Below are 16,902 nucleotides of genomic sequence, written 5' to 3'. Positions count from 1 at the left end.
ACGCGTGCACGAGCATGTCACCGACGCGATGAAGGCCCCGGACCTGATCCGGCTGAGCCCCAATGTGGTACTCGCGCGGTTCGAGACGATGAAGGTCTACGCGGCGCTCGGCGCGGTCCGGGCACTGCTCGGGCGGGGCCGTATCGTGCCGGGTCAGACGCTGATCGACAGTTCGAGCGGGATCTACGCGCTGGCGCTCGCGATGGCCTGTCACCGATACGGACTGCGGTGTCACATCGTGGCGTCCACCACGGTCGACGCGGTGATGCGGGCGCAGTTGGAGGTGCTGGGCGCGACGGTCGACCAGATGCCCCCGTCCCGCAGTCTGCGGCTCGACCAGGAGCGGCGGGTGCGGCATGTACGGGAGTTGCTGGCCCGCAGGCCGGACTACCACTGGATGCGGCAGTACCACGACGCGGTGCACTACACGGGCTACCGGGAGTTCGCCGAGCTGGTCACGGCGGCGCTGCCCGACCGGTCGCTGACCGTCGTCGGCGCCGTCGGCACCGGCGCCTCCACCGGCGGTCTGGTCCGGGCACTGCGGGAGCCGGGGAACGGCTCCGGGCGGGCGGTGCGGCTGGTGGGCATCCAGCCCTTCGGGAGTGTGACGTTCGGCAGCGAGCGCTTCAGCGATCCGGAGGCGATCATCGCGGGGATCGGCAGCTCGATCCCGTTCGGCAATGTCCGGCACGAGCTGTACGACACGATGCACTGGGTGGACTTCCGGCATGCCATGGCGGGTGCGGTGGGGCTGCTGCGTGAACACGCGGTGTTCGCCGGGCTGTCGACGGGCGCCGCGCATCTGGTCGCCTCGTGGGAGGCGGAGCGCGATCCCGGGCGACAGCATCTCGTCATCGGCGCGGACACCGGACACCGCTATGTGGAGCGGGTGTTCGCCCGGCACACCGAGGCCCTGGACCTGCGTACGCTCCGGCCGCGCCGGATCCACGCCCTCGACGACCTCGGACCGCCCTGGTCGGTCATGGAATGGGCGCGACGCCCGCACAAGGAGCCCGTGGGGGCCGAAGTCGGCTCGGAGGGAGACACGCTATGACCATCGCCGCGCTGGAGTCACTGTCGTTCGGACTGGCCCGGATGGCCGCCGCGGCCGCCGGTGCCGGGCACGGGCTGACCCTGCTCACCCGCGACCTGTCGGTGTACTGGCACGAGCTGGAGACACTGCCGGACGACGCGCCGCTGTCGGTCGTCCAGGTCGACACCTTCGACCTGGCCGAGACCCGGCGGGTGCTGGCGACCCTGCCCGGGCTGGCCGGTCTGATCAACACCACGGACACCTGGAGTGTCCCGGCCGCCGGTCTCGCGGCCGAGTTCGGCCTGCCGGGGCCCGATCCCGAGGCGGTACGGCTGCTCCGCGACAAGTCACGGGTACGTGAGCTGCTGCACCGCCACGGGCTGAGCAAGAGCCCCGCCGTACCGGTGGCGCCGGATCCGGACAGCGCGGGCGAGGTGCTTCGTACGCTCGCGCCACCGCTCGTCCTCAAGGATTCCGCGGGCACCTCCTCCCGTAACGTCTGGGTGGTCAGGGACGAGGAGGAGCTGCGCGCCGCGCTCGGCGAGGCGGCCCAACAGCCTCTTACCGGCACGCTGTTCGCGGAATCCTTCCTCGCCGGGCCGCTCTACAGCGCGGAGACGCTGAGCTGGGCCGGGGAGACCCGGCTGCTGGGGGTGCTCAGCCGGCAGACCTCGCGGGACATCGCCGTGCGGGAGGAGGCCGCCGCCTTTCCCGTCGCGCTGCCCCCGGGCGAGCAAGGTGAGATCGAGGCATGGGTGGGCCGTGTGCTGCGGACGGCGGGTCATGACAGCGGCTTCGCCCATGTGGAGTTCATCCTCACCGGCCAGGGCCCCGAACTGGTCGAGATCAACCGGAGGATCGGCGGCGCCCTGGTCGGGGAGGCGCTGTGCCGGTCGCTGCGGACGAATGTGTACGAGGCGATGATCGAGGGCGCGCTCGGGCGTCGTCCACGGCTCATGGATGAGCCACTCGGCCACTCCGGCGCCGCCTGCGGTTTCGTGCTCGTCTATCCGGACCGGCCGGGGACGCTCGCGGGCTGGCGGGGGCTCGATGAGCTGGATGCCTATCCGGGGGCGGTGCGCTGGTATCCGGTCAGGGCGCCGGGGGACGAGATCCACACCGTTGCGGACCAGCGTGGCTGTACCGGGATGGTGCTGGCGGAGGCGGCCACCGCCGAGTTGGCGCTGCACCGGGCCGCGAGCGCCGCCGCACGCGTGCGCCCCGTCCTGGAAGCCGATGGCGGGCGGTGAGCGCGGGCCGACGCGCCGGGGCGGCGGCAAGAAGGGCACTGGCGAGAAGGGCGATGGCAGGAAGGACGGCAGCGGGGCCGGTGCCGGTCACGGGCGCGTCGCCGGACGATGGCGGCCGACCGGTCCACGGTCGTTCCTGCTGGTCGGCTCGTTCCTGATCACCCTGGGCAGCTTCGCCGTACTGCCGTACATGTCGGTGCTGCTGCACCAGCGGCTCGGGCTCGGGCTCGGGACGGTCGGGTTCGTGCTCGCCGTCGCCTCGCTGGTGCAGTTCTCCGGCGGTGTGGCGGGCGGCGCCCTGGCCCGGCGGATCGGGCTGCGTGCCACCATGCTGGTGGCGCTGGCCGTGCGCACGGCGGGGTTCGCCGCGTTCGTGCCAGGGCTGCACAGTCCGTGGGCCGCGATCGGCGCGCTGTTCCTGGTGTCGTGCGGGGCGGCGCTGTATCTCCCCGCCAACAAGGCGTATCTGGTGGAGGGGGCGGCGGAGGCGGAGCGGCCCCGGCTGCTGTCCGCGAGCGGTTCGGCGTTCAACGCGGGGATCGCGCTGGGCCCGCCGGCCGCGGCGCCGTTCGTACTGACCTCGCCCGGCGCCCTGTTCGCCGGTGTCACCGTGCTCTTCGCGGTGGTCGGGCTCGGGCACGCGCTGCTGCCGGCCGCGCCCGCCGGGCCCGCCGCGCCCGCCGCGAGCGGTCCGTCGAAGGACGGGGATTCCGCCGCCCCGGCCGGGGGTTCCGGCTGGGGCGGGCTGCCGTTCGTGGTGACCGTACTGAGCGTGTACGTCTTCATGTTCTTCCAGCACTATCTGGCGCTCTACGCGGTCCCCCGTACATCGGCTTCGTTCTACGGCGGGGTGCTGATGGGGTACGCGTGTCTGCTGGTGGTCGCGCAGCCCCTGTTGTCGGAGTGGATCGCCGGGCTCTCCTACCGGCGCGCGATGCGGGTGGGCTTCGGCGCGATGGCCGCCGGGACGGCCGTGATCGGTGCCGGTGGGCGGGCGGGGATCGGTGTGGGGGCCGTGTTGATCTGCCTGGGTGAGATCGTGCTCTTCCTCAAGAACGATCTGGAGGCGCTGGCCCGCTCGTCGGCGGCGCCCGCTGTGGTGTTCGGCCGGCAGCGGCTGGCGGCGGGGATCGGCGCGTTCGCGAGCGGGGTGGCGGGCGGTCAGTTGTACGGCGCGGCCGAGAACATGGGGTCGGCGCGGGGCTTCTGGTTCGTGGTCGCGCTCCAGGCCCTGGTCCTGCCGGTACTGCTGGTCCCGCTGGCCGGTGCGGTGCGCCGCCGGTACCACGGATCCCGCACCCGGCCGCAGAAGCGGGCGTCCGCCGACGGAGGTCCGCGCCGTACCCCGGCGTGAGGGCGGCGCGGACCGGGCCGTCCGTTACCGGGACGCCACGCGAACGGGCGGCAGCCCGGGGTCACGGTCCGCCAGCCATACGGCGGTGAGGTCCCGGCGCGCTCGCGCGACGCGTGAGCGCACCGTACCGACGGGACAGCCCGCGGCGTCGGCGGCCTCGGCGTAGGAGAGCCCCAGCAACTGGGTCAGTATGAACGCCTGCCGCCGCGCCGGGTCCAGCGCGCCCAGCGCGTCGAACACCGCGACGCCCTCGTCGAAGCCGGGCAGATGGCGCGGCTGGACACGCTCGGCGGCGTGCTGCCAGTCGGCGGTGTCGGCGAGCCGGGGCCGGGCCGCGGCGCCGCGGTAGCGGTCGATGACCACACACCGCGCTATCGACAGCAGCCAGGTACGCGCGCAGGAGCGGCCGGCGAACTTCGCCAGGCTGGTCAGTGCCCGTAGATAGGTCTCCTGGGCCAGATCGTCGGCCCCGGGCACATCGGCGCTGAGATGCGCGACGAACCGGCGTACGTCGTCGTATGTCGCGTGCACGAACCGTTCGGCGGCCTCGCGGTCGCCGGTGCCCGCGGCCAGCGCCCAGGCGGTGATCTGGAGATCGCGGTGTGCGGATCTGACGCCCGGTGAGCTGCCCTCCGGGGCGGCCCGGGACATGGTGGGGGTAGTGGGAGGAGCGGCCGGTCTCGCGCCGCGGACAGGGGGATTCATCGTCGGAACAGGGCACATGGCGGGTGATCCTTCGTGTCCTCGCGGGGCCACGCCGGACGCGGGGGTCCGCGCGGCTCTCTCGGTGGCCGGTCCCCCGCGCCAGGGCGACCGGCATGCCTGTGGGCAGGCACGCATGGGTGCCTGAAGAGACCCTCGGCCGCGCGCGGCACAGCGGGGACGGACGAAGGGTCAGCGGAGGGACGCGAGGACGGGCGGACCCCTGCGGGTGATGCCGCGCAGAAGGACGAGCGGGCGCGGCCCGCGGCGCGGCCTGCCCGGGGTCCGGATCCGCGTGCGCGGCGGGGCGCACACGCCGCCGGTCAGCACCCGCCAGGCGAGCACCAGTGGAGCGGCGACGAACAGCGTGAGTGTGCGGCCCAGTTGGAGGACCGCCGACTCGCCGCGCCACAGCCACCAGCCGCACAGCAGCCCCGCGACGACATGGGCCATCGCCATGCCCGAGGTCAGGGAATGGCCGTCGTAGGCCAGGACCTGGGCGAGGACATCCGGCGGCGCCTCACTCATCCCGGAGTGACCGTGCGCCATCGCCGTGCCGGAACGGCCCTCGCCCGGACCGCCGAGGGCGGGCGCCGTCCCGGCGGGTGGTGGCAGCGTATGGGTCCAGCTGAACAGGGTGTGCAGGATGAGCTGCCCGACCGCGCTCGCCGCGGCGATGGCCGGGGCCCCGCGTTCCCGCCCGGCCAGCCACCATCCCGCGCCGCCCGCCACCACCAGGGCGAGGGCCAACGCGGGCCGGGGCAAGGGGGCTTCGGAGCGCAGGGCATGGCCGAGACCGGACACCGCTACGCACACGACCGCGAAGGTCGCGGCACGTGTGAGGCGGAATGCGGGTCCGGCTCCCATGGCTGACATCGTGTCACCCGGAGCCGAGCCCAGGAAAAGAGCCTGTGATCCGGATACGTCGATGGTTCGCCCGTTATAGAACGACACCAAGAGATGTGATCCATGTCACATGAAGTCGGCGGGAACTTTCCGTGTCCGGCGACCGACTGCTCCGGTATGAAGTCGTCCCCCGCGTCCGCCGCCCCCGAGCCGAGCGAGCCGGCCGCACCCGCCGCGCCGGCCGCATCGGTCACACCGGCCACATCGGCCGAGGAGCCCGCCACCACCCCGGACCAGCGGACTCGCCGGTCCACCCTCCGGTCCGACCTCAGGGCCTCGGTCCCCGACGGTCTGATCGCGCTGGTGGTGACCGCCGCCATCTTCGCGCTGCTCTACGCCCGGATCCGGGCGAAGACCTCGTCGACCGTGTCCGTGATGCCCTTCATGGCGGACGCGGGTGGCTTCTGGATGTACTTCCTCAGCCAGGCGTTCGGCTGGTCGGCGCTGCTGTGGGCGTGGGGCACCGTGATCCTCGGTCTGCTGCTCTCCGGGCCCCGCCCGAAGCGGCTGCCGCTGTCCGGGCCCCGACTGGAGCGGCTGCACCGCACGACGAGCCTCAACACGATCGCGCTGATCGCCGCGCACGCCCTGCTGTTCGCCGCCGAGTTGGTACGGCACGACACCGCGCGGTGGAACTCCCGGCTGTGGACGGCCTTCATCGAGGCGTTCGTGCCGGGCGGTTACGACTCGGGCACGGGACAGCTCGCGATACCGATCGGCCAGGCCGCGCTGTACCTGGCCATTCCATTGGGGCTGCTCTTCTATGTCAGACATCGCATCGGCCCCAAGACATGGCGCGTCCTGCACCGTTTCGTGATCGTCGTCTACATCCTGAGCGTCTGGCACACCCTGCTGTACGGAACGAACGTCTGGTACGACGGATGGTTCCGCACCTCGGTCTGGCTGCTGCAACTGCCCATCGCGGCGCTGTTGCTCCTACGGCTGCTGCGTCCCGCCCGTCGCTCCGAGCTGCTGTCACGCCCCGATGCCGGTGGCGCGGGCCTTCGCGGCTGGTCGGGCTGGTCCCTGCGGCTCGTCGGACGTCTCGCCGTGGCCGCCGTCGTCGTCGCGATCCTGGCGGTCGTCCTCAGCGGCAGGGACGGCGGTCGTACCATCCCTCCGGCCGATACGTCCTCCACCCACAATCACGACTAGGTCCTGTCCGGTCGATCTTCGCGGGCCCCCGAAGATCGACCGGACGGGACCTGAGCGCGAGCACGACTCACCCGGCCGCGCGGGAGAGCCTCTCGAACTCGTCATCGGTCAGTTCGAGGGTGGCGCCGATGGTGTTCTCCTCCAAATGCGCCACCGAGGAGGTACCCGGGATCGGGAGGATGACCGGCGAGCGCCGCAGCAGCCAGGCCAGGGCCAGCTGTGAGGGCGCCGCGCCACGTTCGGCGGCGATCTTCGACAGCGGGCTGTCCGCGGCCGCGAGGGCGCCGGTGGCCAGCGGGAACCAGGGGATGAAACCCAGCCCCTGGGCCCGCGCGTACTCCACCACGTCCTCGGCCGCGCGGTCGGCGAGGTTGAAGCGATTCTGCACGGACACGATCCGCGCCATCTTCCCGGCCTCCGCCAACTCGGCGACGGAGACCTCGCTCAATCCCAGGTGCCGGATCTTGCCTTCGCCCTGCAACGCCACCAGCGCGCCCAACTGCTCGTCGAGCGGCACCTTCGGGTCGATGCGGTGCAACTGGAGCAGATCGATGCGCTCCACGCCGAGATGACGCAGACTCAGCTCGACCTCCTGACGCAGATACTCCGGACGCCCCACCGGGACCCACTCATCGGGCCCGGTGCGGGTCAATCCGACCTTGGTGGCGATCACCAGATCATCGGGATACGGGTGCAGGGCCTTGTTGAGCAGCAGATCCGCCGTGAAGGGGCCGTACGAGTCGGCCGTGTCGATGAAGTTGACACCCAGCTCGACAGCGCGGCGCAGGACCCGCACGGCCTCCGCCGGATCCTCGGGATCTCCCCAGATGCCGGGGCCGGTCAGCCGCATGGTGCCGTAGCCGAGCCGGGTGACCGGCAGATCGCCGCCGAGGAGGAACGTGCCGGACGCGCGAGCGGGCCGCTGGATGCCAGTCATGATCAGCTCCTGGGTGGACTACTCGTTCTCCTGTCCCCGCCTCGGCGGAGTCCCGCGTTCCGCTCCCATTCTCCTCCGTTCGCGACCCTCGCGCCCATACGGAACCGTCGGGCCCTCCCGCGACGTTCCCTGGGCAGCGTCACACCGGGCCGATGTGCCCCGACCCGATCCCGATCCGGACGGACGGTACCGATGAACGAGCTGGTCCCCGGCGGAAACATGCCCTTGCCCGACACGGAGCTGTGGTTCCGGGTCGCGGGCCCCTTCGATCTCTCCGTACTGATCACCGGTGACGGCGGGAAGGTCGCCGGTGACGACGACTTCGTCTTCTACAACCAGCCGTCGGCCCCCGGTGCCCGGCTGCGCGCCGACGGCATCGGGGTGGATCCCCGGCGGCTGCGGGTGGGCGCGAGCCGGGTCACCGTGGTCGTCAGTCCCGCCGAGCCCGGCACCCCCCTCGGTCGGCTGCCCGTCCCCGTACTGACGGTCGCCGGAGCGGGCGCACGCGTCCTGGCCCGGTTCACCCCCGCGCGCCCGACCCACGAGACAGTGCTGCTGCTGGCGGAGATCTATCGGCGCGGCGCCACCTGGAAGCTGCGCGCCCTCGGTCAGGGGTACGCGGACGGACTGGCCGGAATCGCCCGTGATTTCGGTGTCGAGGTCGCGGAAGAGGCGACCGGTTCCGTATCCCCGTCACCCGGCCCGGTGGCGCCATCGCCCGTTCCCGCGCGGACCGTGCACGCGTCCGCCAGTCCCGCGTCTGCTCTTCCCGGCTCTGCCCTTCCCGGCTCTGCCAGTCCCGTGCCGGCCGTCGCGGTACCGGCTGTTCCGGCGGGCGGTATGGAGGCGGAGTTCGTCGGGCTCGTCCGGGCCGCCAGGCTCGGGGCGGGTGTCGCGCCGGTGACCCTGGACGGGCGGCTCTCCGCCGCCGCGCGGGCCCACGCGGCGGTGATGGCCGGACAGCGACGGCTGAGCGCGGAGGGCCCCGGCGGTCTCTCGGTCTTCCAGCGGATCACCACGGGCGGCTACCGCTATCTCCGTATCGACCAGCAACTGGTCTCCGGTCCGCGTACCGCCGCCGAGTTCATCGAGTACTGCCTGAGCGACGGGGCGACCCGGCGACCGCTGCACGACCCGGCGCTGACGGACGCGGGCATCGCCCATCACCACGACTCCCGCTCCGGGGACGTCTATTGGACGGCCCTGTGGGCGGCGCCGTTCACCACGGCGGGTCTGCTGCGGACAGTCGCGGAAGTCCTTTCCCTCACCAACGCCGAGCGGACCCGCGCCGGGCTCCGTCCGCTGGCCGACGACGCGGAGCTGGCGGCGGCCGCGCAGGCCTACAGCGCGGACATGGCCGCGCGCGCGTTCTACTCGCACACCTCTCCGGAAGGGCTCGCGCCCTGGGACCGCGCCGCCGCCGCGGGGGCCGCGCACCGGGGCATCGGTGAGAACATCGCCTGCGGCCAGCGCGATCCGCGGGAGGTGGTCCAAAGCTGGATGGACAGCCCCGGACACCGGGCCAATATCCTCAAGCCCGACTTCACCCACCTGGGAGTCGGCTTCGCGGGTGGCGGACCGGCCGGGACCTACTGGACGCAGCTCTTCGGCCAGGTCTGAGGGCCATGGACGCTCGGACAGCTCCGCCGGCCAGGGCCCGGGGTCGCTCAGCCGGAGCGCACCGCTGTCACGGTGAAGGTGTCGCCGCAGACGACCGGCTGCGAAGTCCGCAGCGTCATGGCGTCCTTGGAGCCGGGCGGATAGATCCTGAGGAGGCTGGGCGCGGCCCAGCAGGAGGAACCCTTGATGCCCTTGTTCAGCGTATGCAGGGTGACATCCGCGGTACCTCCGGGAGCGAGCGTCGCGGCGGGCAGTTGCTCGCCCTCGCGGGTGGCCGGCTTGCCGATGATCGCGCCGTCACCCGCGAGCAGCGAGACGCCGGGGAAGCCTCGCAGTGCGCAGGCACCCGCGCCCTTGTTGACGAGCCGCAGGTCGTAGCGGATGTTGCCGGCGCCCACGTCCGGCGCGCCCAGGCTCAGCCCCAACTGGTCCGCCGTACACCGCGACGGCGCGGCGGCCGCCTGCCCCGTACCGCTCTGTCCCGCCGAGGGCGCCGACTGGACCGGGGCCATGGACGAGGGCGGCGCGCTGGTCCCACTCGGGGCCCCGTCCCCGCCGCTCTCCACAGGGGCGGCCGCGGACGGGGCCGAGGAGGCGGGTCCGCCGGAGCCCTCGGGGGCCGACGCCGGGGATCCGCCGGAGCCGCCACCGCCGCCGCACGCCGCGGTCGCGACGGCCAGCAGCCCTATGGATGCCGCCATGGCGCCGCGCCGCCATGCCCTTCCGGCTCGCGCCGGTCGTGACCTGCCCGTTTCCCCCTCAGCGATCTTGTCCTCGTCCCGGCCCCGCTCCTGGGACGCCGTCCTGAAGATCCGGAAGTGATCGGACACCCTGCTCACCTGCCCATCGCTCGCGCGTATGCCCGTCGGGCCCCTCGTACGTATACCCGGAAAAGCGGGGAGCGCTCTTGTCCGAGGCCGGGGCACGGGATCCGGCACCGGATCCGGCACGGGATCCCCGCCCTGTCCGGCCGGGCGGAACCACGGTGGCGGTGTGAGACTTCAGAGGAGGAGGTGATCGGCGATGGCGACCGGATCCCCCGCCCCCGGCGACGATCCCGCACTCGCGGCCGTGCCCCCGTTCGTGAACCCGCCCGCTCGCGCGCCGGCGCACACGTCCACGCCCGCTCCCGTTCCCACGCCCGGCGACGTACCCGCCGCCACGGAGCGACTGCTCCACACGCTGCTCGCCGAGGTCCACACCGTGGCGCCGATGGATCTGCCCGTCCTGGTCGACCGGTGCGCGCCGCTGCTCGGCGTGGAGAACATCGTCATCTATCTCGTCGACCTCCAGCAGCGGTATCTGACCCCGCTGACGCATGGACTGTCCACCATCGCGGTGGACACCTCGACCGCGGGGTGGGCCTATCGCACAATCGATCTCCGTGTCGAGGAGAGCCCCGAGGGAGGGCTCATGGCCTGGCTGCCGCTGGTCGACGGAGCGGAGCGGCTCGGCATCCTCGGTATCCGGACGGTGGCGCTCGACCCCACCCGGCTGCGCCGCTGTCGCATGCTCGCGTCCGTGCTCGCGATGGCGATCACCTCGAAGCGCGCCTACAGCGACAGCATCGCGCGACGGTCACGTACCGAACCCATGGATCTGCCCGCGGAGATGCTGCGCGCTCTGCTGCCGCCGCGGACCATCGGCAACGACCACGCCGTGTCGACCGCGGTGCTGGAGCCCGCGTACCACATCGGCGGTGACGCCTTCGATCACTCACTGACCAAGTCGACCCTGCACGCCGCGATCTTCGACGCCATGGGCCACAATCTGGCCTCCGGGCTGACCACCACCGTGGCCGTGGCGGGCTGCCGCAACGCCCGCCGCGCGGGAGCCGACCTGCCCAAGCTGGTCGACACCATCGACCAGGCGCTCGGCCAGTGGCTGCCCGACCAGTACTGCACCGGCGTCATCACGCAGCTGGACCTGGCGGACGGGCTCCTGCGCTGGTGCAACTGCGGCCATCCGCCGCCGCTGCTCATCCGGGGGCAGCGGGTGCTCGACGCGGCGCTTGAGCGGCCCGAGCAGCCTCCGATGGGGCTGCCCGCGCAGTTCTCCACGGCTCCGCGCGCGGCCTACGAAATGCCGCTCGAACCCGGCGACCGGGTGCTGCTGTACACGGACGGCGTGACAGAGGCGAGGGTCGAGGGCGGAGGCCGGCTCGGGCTCCGCCGCTTCACCGACTCCATCATCCGGGGGGCGGCGGCCGGTGAGCGGGCCCCCGAGACGCTGCGCCGGATCATCCACTCGATCCTGGATCACCAGAAGGATCAACTGCGCGACGACGCCACACTCCTGCTGATCGAGTGGCGGCCACCCCGTCGGTGACGACGGCGGCCGTGGCCCCGGGCAGCCGTCCGGCACCCGGCGCGGCCGCGGATCGCGCGCTCCTCTCCGGGCTCGCGACCACGAACAGCAGGCCGAGGGTGATCCAGACATAGATGTTGGCGCCGAGGAACGCGTCCAGGCCGGTCGAGTCCCATCGCCACAGCCAGACGACGCTGCTGCACAGGACGACATACAGCGCGGCGCACACCGCGAGTGAGCGCCTGCGCTCGCCCGGGTTCCTGCTCAGTGCGGAGTCCGTCAGGATGAGCAGGGCCGGCACCAGCCAGACCAGGTGGTGCACCCAGGTGACGGGAGAGACCAGGCAGGCGGCGAGGCCGGTCAGGGCGAATCCGGTCCTGTCGTCGCCGTCGCGCACCGCCGCGCGGGAGCGGTACGCCCAGACGGCGAGGACGGCCAGGACGCAGATCAGCCACACCAGTCGGCTCGGATGCTCCGGCTGGAGCCGGGCCAGGACACCTTGCAGCGACTGATTGGAGACATAGCTGAGCGAGCCGACCCGGTCGGTGTCCCACAGGGCGCCGGTCCAGAAGGCCCGGGAGGCGCCGGGGTCGACCAGGGCGGCGAGCAGGGTGGCCGCGCCGGCCGTACCCGTCGCCACCGCGGCCTGCCGTCGACGGCCGGTGACCAGCAGATAGCCGATGAACAGCGCGGGCGTGAGCTTGATCGCGGTGGCCAGCCCGATGCCGATGCCCGCGTACCGGCCGCGCCCGGTGGCGAGCAGCCGCGCGTCGGCGAAGACAAGCGCGACGAGCAGCAGATTGACCTGGCCGAAGCTGAAGGTGTCGCGGACCGGCTCGAAGAGGGCGAACAGACACCCGGCCACGACGAACACGAACCACGGTCGTCGCTCCCGTCGCGCCGGCTCTCCGTCACGGCCCGGTTCCACGCCTTGCCCGACCAGGCGCCGCACGGCCGGAGTGGCCAGCCAGCGCAGCAGCAGCACCGAGGCCACGACGCTCAGCACGGTGCTGATGGCGATGGCCACATGCCAGGAGACCAGCGCCATCGGCAGCATGACGACGGCGGCGAAGGGCGGATAGGTGAAGCCGTAGTGCGTACCGGGCCGGAGATAGTCGTAGATCCGGCCTTCCTGGTGGATCCAGTCGTTGACCGTGCCGTAGTAGACACCGACGTCGAAGAAGCCGCGGTGCAGGGGAACGGTGGCCAGGAAGACGGCGGTGGCCACGACGAGGAGCGCCGCGAGAGCCGGCCGTCCGCCGGTGCCGGTCAGGATGGAGCGCGGCCGCCTCATGACGCCACCCGCGTCCGGGAGTGGACCGTGCCGGAGCCGGACATCTCGAACATCCAGTACAGCGCGATCAGGGCGAGCGCGCCGCCGCCCACGGCGAGTGTCAGTTGCATGGCGTCGGGTGGGGATCCGCTGGGCAACAAGGCGAGGGCGAGGACTCCGCTGCCGCCCGCCGCCCAGCGCCGTACCCGTCCTTCGGGCGCGGCGGCGGCGATCAGGAACAGCCCCCACAGCGCGTACCACGGTCGGAAGGCCGGGCCGAGCGCGAAGACCGCGAGCAGGCTCAGCGCCAGCGCGTAGACGGGCCCCAAGGGGACCCGGCGCAGCCAGAGGACCAGCAGGGCCGCGGCGGTGGCCAGCAGACCGAACATGCGCCACGCCGGTACGGCCCGGTCGGCGAGTCCGCTGCCCACGGCGTCCAGCAGCGCACCGCTGAGCCTGCCGAGCGCGCTGGTCAGTGACCAGTTGTCGGGGGATACGGGGGTGGACAGCGTGCTGAGCCAGCCGTAGCCGGTGCCGGTCGCGGCCGTCACCACGGCGGTGGTGGCCAGGGCGATGACGCAGGTGAGGGCGGCGGCTCTGACCGTGGGCGCCCGGCCGGTGAGCCGGCCCGACCACAGCGCGGCCACCGCGAGCAGCCCCAGCGCCGCGGGCGCCTTCACCAGCGCGGCGAGCGCGACAAGGACCGCGGCCCTGGCCGGCCAGCCGCCGAGAGCCGCCACGAGTCCGGCGCCCAGCAGGCCCAGCATGAGGGCGTCATTGTGGGCTCCCGCGATGAGATGCAGCAGTACGAGGGGGTTGAGCGCGCCGAGCCAGAGCGCGGCGGACCGGTCGACGCCGCAGCGATCGGCGAGCAGCGGCAGAAAGACGATCATCAGCGCGACCCCGAGCAGCGCGACCAGCCGCATGCCGAACACCCCGGCGGACATGTCGACATGGGCGAGATCGGACGCCTTGGCGGCGATGGCGAGGAAGACCGGGCCGTATGGCGCGGGGGTGTGCTGCCATACGGGCGCGACCTCGGTGGCGAGCGGGCCGCCCAGCTGCGCGGGCCCATGGGTGTACACATCGATCCGCGCGTCGACCATCGCGCCCTGCGCGAGATAGCTGTACACGTCGCGGCTGAACAGGGGCGGTCCGATCAGCAGGGGCGCCGCCCAGATCGCGAGCGTCACCAGCAGTTCCCGGGGAGCGGGCGGGCGGGGCCGGCGTACCGCGCGGCCCAGCCACCACCAGGCCGCGATCAGCAGGACGAGACCGAAGTACGCGAAGAGCACGCCCAGGGCGGCCCGGCCCGAGGAGGGCAGCAGCGCGTCGCGTACCGGCAGCGCGCCCGCGGTCAGCCCGCCGACGGTGAGCGCGACGGACCCCGCGAGCCCCAGCGTCCGGCATCGGTTCGGGTCCACATCAGCGTTCAGGGCGAGCATTTGTGGAGGCTCGCAGGAGGGGGTGGCCGGAAGACGACGTGATCACCACGGCCGGGTGGCAGGCGAATAGCCGCTGTCTTAAGCCGGTACGGGCCCCGGCGGGATGCCGGGGCCCGTACGGTGTCCGCCGCGCGGCGGGCAGCGGGTGACGGATCAGCCGGTCACGGCGTCAGCGCACGCGCCGTGCGTCGAACTGGCCCACCCAGTACTTCGTGCGGTCGAGATAGACGGTCTCCGCCTCGGCCCCGGTCTTCCCGTACGCGCCGGAGAAGGTCTGGTAACCGAAACCGGCGGGCGGGTTGGCGGCCGCGGGCTCGATCGAACTGCCCTCGTGCCACTCGTTGAAGGAGGTGACGGAGACCCAGGTGGGCGATCCGCCGATGGCCGGGTCGAGCGCGTTGTTCCACTGCTTGTCGTAGGCCGCGCCGTTGTCCCGGCCGACCGTGGGGGTGGTGTTGCCCGGTACCGCGCGATCGTCGATATAGCCGGGTGCCACCGAGGGCGCCCAGATCAGACCGTTGGCCTTGGCGTAGTCACCGGCCTGCTTCCAGCCGGGGGCGGTGGCGCCCGCGATGCCGTCGTAGGTGTAGAGGCCCGAGAAGTGCGCGATCTTGGAGGTGTCGGTGGTCTGCGCCAGGACCGTGTTGTTCTGGGTGACCTGGTCGAGTGCGGCCCAGTCCGTGATCTTCAGGCTCTCGAAGATGTAGAAGGCCGGGCGATTGTTGTGTTCGGCGTCGCGGTAGTAGGCGGGATGGCTTCCGTAGGTGGAGTTGAGGTACTGGATGTCGGAGACGACGGAGGCCGCGGTGCGCCCCGCGTACGGCTCGATGTGCCAGGCCACCTTGACACCCTGCTGCTGGGCGGCGTCCAGCACGCCCTTGGCGAGGGTGTCCTCGTAACCGCCCCTCCCCCACCAGCTGTAGACGAGGACACCGGCGCCCGACTGCTTGATCCAGCGCATGTGCTGGGCGACGGCCCCGGCGAAGTCACCGGAGTCGTACGCCCCCAGCTTCGGGTAGAGGTCGGCGCCGATGTCCTGCGGCGGGGTACGGCCGCCCTGCTGCCAGTGGCGGTAGCCGCCGTTCTTCACGGGGCTGCCGTACCACGGGTAGTAGAAGAGATGCACATTGGACGACAGGGCGGCGGTCACCGCCTGCTTCTCCAGGGTGAAGGTGTCGATGTCGAAGAGGGAGCCGGCCCCGCCGGTGAAGGTGAGGAAGACCGGTCCGGTCGGGGTGCCGGTCAGTGTGGTGGAGACGGTACGGAAGTTCTCCCAGCCGCCGGTGTTCGGTACGGCCAGTGAGCCGAGCACTGGTCCGGTGGCTGATCCGGAGCGGACCTGGATGGTGCCGCCCGTACCGCCCGAGGAGACCTTCGCGGTGAACGTCCTGGTCCCGGTGAGCGATGCCTGTGCGTAGCCGGCCCAGTCGCCGTTCTCGATATAGCCGAGGGTCCTGCCTCCGCTGGCGGAGGCGTGGTCGGCGGGCTGCACCCCGAAGGACGAGGTGTACGACTCGCCCTCGAAGGTCGACGGAGGTGTGCCGGTGCCGCCGAGTTCCTTGATCCGGATGTTGCGGAAGGACACATCGTCGCCGGCGCCGTGGTTCTGGATGCCGATGTAGCCCTGCGCCAGGGACCGGGCGGGGTCGGTGTTGGTGAAGTCATTGATCTTCACGCCGTTGAGGAAGACCTGGAGCCGCTCCCCCTCCACCCGGATCTCGTAGCCGTTCCATTCCCCCGGCGGGTTGAGCGCGCCGTCCCTGGCGGCGATGTCCGCCGACTTGAAGCCGTAGACCGCGCCCGTAGTTCTGTCGGCGGTGTCGGTGGCGTCGATCTGGATCTCGTACCCCTGGTTCACCGCCGAGTTGGGGTCGTCGGAGGCGGGGAAGCCCACGAAGACACCGGAGTTGTCGTCTCCCTGCATCTTCCAGTCGAGCTTGAGGGAGTACGCGTTGTACTCCTTCGCGCGGTACCAGAACAGCCCCATGCCGCCCGTCGAGGTGAGGGTGGCGTCGGTGTTGGTGAAGCTGCCGGGACCGGCCTGCGACCAGCCGGTGGTGGAGCCGTTGTAGATCGGGGTGTAGCCGCTCTCCGCCCGGCAGTCGGCCTTCGCGAAGCCCGCCGCGTACCGGATTCCGCCCAGGAGCAGGGAGCGGAAGGCGGGGTCGGCGTAGGACTCGGCGGTGTGGCCGAGACCGGTGTAGAACGACCGGCCGTTGCCCTGGGGGTGGCACCAGGTGATGGGGTGGTCGCCGCTCATCTCCCCGCCGCTGTAGCTGCTTTCGTCGAGACTTTGCAGCACACGCACGTTGGCACGGGGATTGGTCCGGTAGTTGTACCACTCGTCGGTCCTGGACCAGGTCTGCCCGAGGTGGGCGGTGGCCGCGTGGGCCCGGTCCTCGGTCTTCAGCGTGGCCTGCTGGATCGCCGGGTGGCTCTTGAACCAGGCGCCGACGATCCCCTCGTACTGCGGCCAGCCGTACTCGGTGTCGGCCGCCGCGTGCACGCCGACATAGCCGCCGCCACCGTCGAGGTACGACTGGAGGGCCGACTGCTGGACGTCGTTGAGTACGTCGCCGGTGGTGCTGAGGAACACCACCGTCTTGAACTGAGCCAGATTGGCCTGGGTGAAGGCGGCGGCGTCCTCGGTGGCCGTCACCGTGAAGTTGTTGGCCGCACCGATATCACGGATTGCCTGGGTACCGGCCGGAATGGAGTCGTGCCGGAAGCCCGCCGTCTTGGAGAAGACGAGCACCTTGTAGGCGGGGTCGGCGGCCTGCGCGGTGACGGCCGGTGTCAGGAACGCCCCGATGAGGGCGAGGGTGGCCACGAGGGCCGAGGCGAGAGCCGACGGTATCCGGCGTCGGCCGGCGGACGGTCGGCGTGGGGGTTGACGGAACATCACGGTCCCTTTCCGGCA

General features: G+C 71.9%; 13 protein-coding genes. 6 read left to right on the top strand and 7 right to left on the bottom strand.

Translation table 11 applies throughout. From position 1 onward, the window contains the following. Window positions 1–28 precede the first annotated feature (28 nt). The 3 genes from ABTZ59_RS19685 to ABTZ59_RS19675 are packed head-to-tail and all read left to right on the top strand — an operon-like array spanning window position 29 to window position 3,637. Complete coding sequence (locus ABTZ59_RS19685) at window positions 29–1,054, top strand: pyridoxal-phosphate dependent enzyme (RefSeq protein WP_351403838.1); 1,026 nt, start codon at window positions 29–31, stop codon at window positions 1,052–1,054. After that, window positions 1,051–2,283, top strand: coding sequence for an ATP-grasp domain-containing protein (locus tag ABTZ59_RS19680; RefSeq protein ID WP_351403493.1), 1,233 nt, complete (start codon window positions 1,051–1,053; stop codon window positions 2,281–2,283). The genes ABTZ59_RS19685 and ABTZ59_RS19680 overlap by 4 nt, the downstream gene beginning before the upstream one ends. Continuing rightward, a complete protein-coding gene (locus ABTZ59_RS19675; RefSeq protein ID WP_351403490.1) occupies window positions 2,270–3,637 on the top strand; it encodes an MFS transporter in 1,368 nt (455 codons plus the stop codon). The genes ABTZ59_RS19680 and ABTZ59_RS19675 overlap by 14 nt, the downstream gene beginning before the upstream one ends. A gap of 24 nt (window positions 3,638–3,661) precedes the next feature. Here the strand turns inward: ABTZ59_RS19675 and ABTZ59_RS19670 are convergent, their stop codons facing one another. Together ABTZ59_RS19670 and ABTZ59_RS19665 are read right to left on the bottom strand one after the other, a co-directional pair. Further along, window positions 3,662–4,288, bottom strand: a complete 627-nt coding sequence (locus tag ABTZ59_RS19670) for a sigma-70 family RNA polymerase sigma factor (protein WP_351403483.1) — start codon at window positions 4,286–4,288, stop codon at window positions 3,662–3,664. A gap of 243 nt (window positions 4,289–4,531) precedes the next feature. Beyond that, window positions 4,532–5,206, bottom strand: a complete 675-nt coding sequence (locus ABTZ59_RS19665; protein ID WP_351403479.1) for a hypothetical protein — start codon at window positions 5,204–5,206, stop codon at window positions 4,532–4,534. Window positions 5,207–5,362: 156 nt separating this feature from the next. Between ABTZ59_RS19665 and ABTZ59_RS19660 the strand changes: the two genes are divergently transcribed. Then, window positions 5,363–6,400 (top strand): ferric reductase-like transmembrane domain-containing protein, encoded by a 1,038-nt coding sequence (locus ABTZ59_RS19660; RefSeq protein ID WP_351403469.1) that lies wholly within the window; start codon window positions 5,363–5,365, stop codon window positions 6,398–6,400. A 67-nt stretch (window positions 6,401–6,467) separates the two neighbouring features. Here the strand turns inward: ABTZ59_RS19660 and ABTZ59_RS19655 are convergent, their stop codons facing one another. Then, window positions 6,468–7,337, bottom strand: coding sequence for an aldo/keto reductase (locus ABTZ59_RS19655; RefSeq protein ID WP_351403461.1), 870 nt, complete (start codon window positions 7,335–7,337; stop codon window positions 6,468–6,470). A gap of 192 nt (window positions 7,338–7,529) precedes the next feature. Between ABTZ59_RS19655 and ABTZ59_RS19650 the strand changes: the two genes are divergently transcribed. After that, complete coding sequence (locus tag ABTZ59_RS19650; protein WP_351403455.1) at window positions 7,530–8,957, top strand: CAP domain-containing protein; 1,428 nt, start codon at window positions 7,530–7,532, stop codon at window positions 8,955–8,957. A 47-nt stretch (window positions 8,958–9,004) separates the two neighbouring features. Here ABTZ59_RS19650 and ABTZ59_RS19645 read toward each other — a convergent pair whose 3' ends face one another. Then, the gene (locus tag ABTZ59_RS19645) at window positions 9,005–9,658 is read right to left on the bottom strand and encodes a DUF4232 domain-containing protein (protein ID WP_351403447.1); all 654 of its coding nucleotides are present in this window, start codon (window positions 9,656–9,658) and stop codon (window positions 9,005–9,007) included. 322 nt (window positions 9,659–9,980) lie between these two features. Between ABTZ59_RS19645 and ABTZ59_RS19640 the strand changes: the two genes are divergently transcribed. Beyond that, window positions 9,981–11,285 (top strand): PP2C family protein-serine/threonine phosphatase, encoded by a 1,305-nt coding sequence (locus ABTZ59_RS19640; RefSeq protein ID WP_351403441.1) that lies wholly within the window; start codon window positions 9,981–9,983, stop codon window positions 11,283–11,285. Here the strand turns inward: ABTZ59_RS19640 and ABTZ59_RS19635 are convergent. The 3 genes from ABTZ59_RS19635 to ABTZ59_RS19625 all read right to left on the bottom strand — a co-directional run bounded on the left by ABTZ59_RS19635 (window position 11,197) and on the right by ABTZ59_RS19625 (window position 16,884). Beyond that, a complete protein-coding gene (locus tag ABTZ59_RS19635) occupies window positions 11,197–12,558 on the bottom strand; it encodes a glycosyltransferase 87 family protein (RefSeq protein WP_351403434.1) in 1,362 nt (453 codons plus the stop codon). The genes ABTZ59_RS19640 and ABTZ59_RS19635 overlap by 89 nt on opposite strands. Beyond that, complete coding sequence (mptB, locus tag ABTZ59_RS19630; protein ID WP_351403424.1) at window positions 12,555–13,982, bottom strand: polyprenol phosphomannose-dependent alpha 1,6 mannosyltransferase MptB; 1,428 nt, start codon at window positions 13,980–13,982, stop codon at window positions 12,555–12,557. Before mptB ends, ABTZ59_RS19635 begins: the two co-directional genes overlap by 4 nt. Before the next feature lie 169 nt (window positions 13,983–14,151). Then, the gene (locus ABTZ59_RS19625; RefSeq protein WP_351403415.1) at window positions 14,152–16,884 is read right to left on the bottom strand and encodes a ThuA domain-containing protein; all 2,733 of its coding nucleotides are present in this window, start codon (window positions 16,882–16,884) and stop codon (window positions 14,152–14,154) included. Window positions 16,885–16,902: the final 18 nt, after the last annotated feature.

The sequence above is a fragment of the Streptomyces sp. NPDC094034 genome (genome assembly GCF_040303865.1).
Classification (GTDB): domain Bacteria; phylum Actinomycetota; class Actinomycetes; order Streptomycetales; family Streptomycetaceae; genus Streptomyces.
This window is presented reverse-complemented; position numbering and strand designations above follow the sequence as displayed.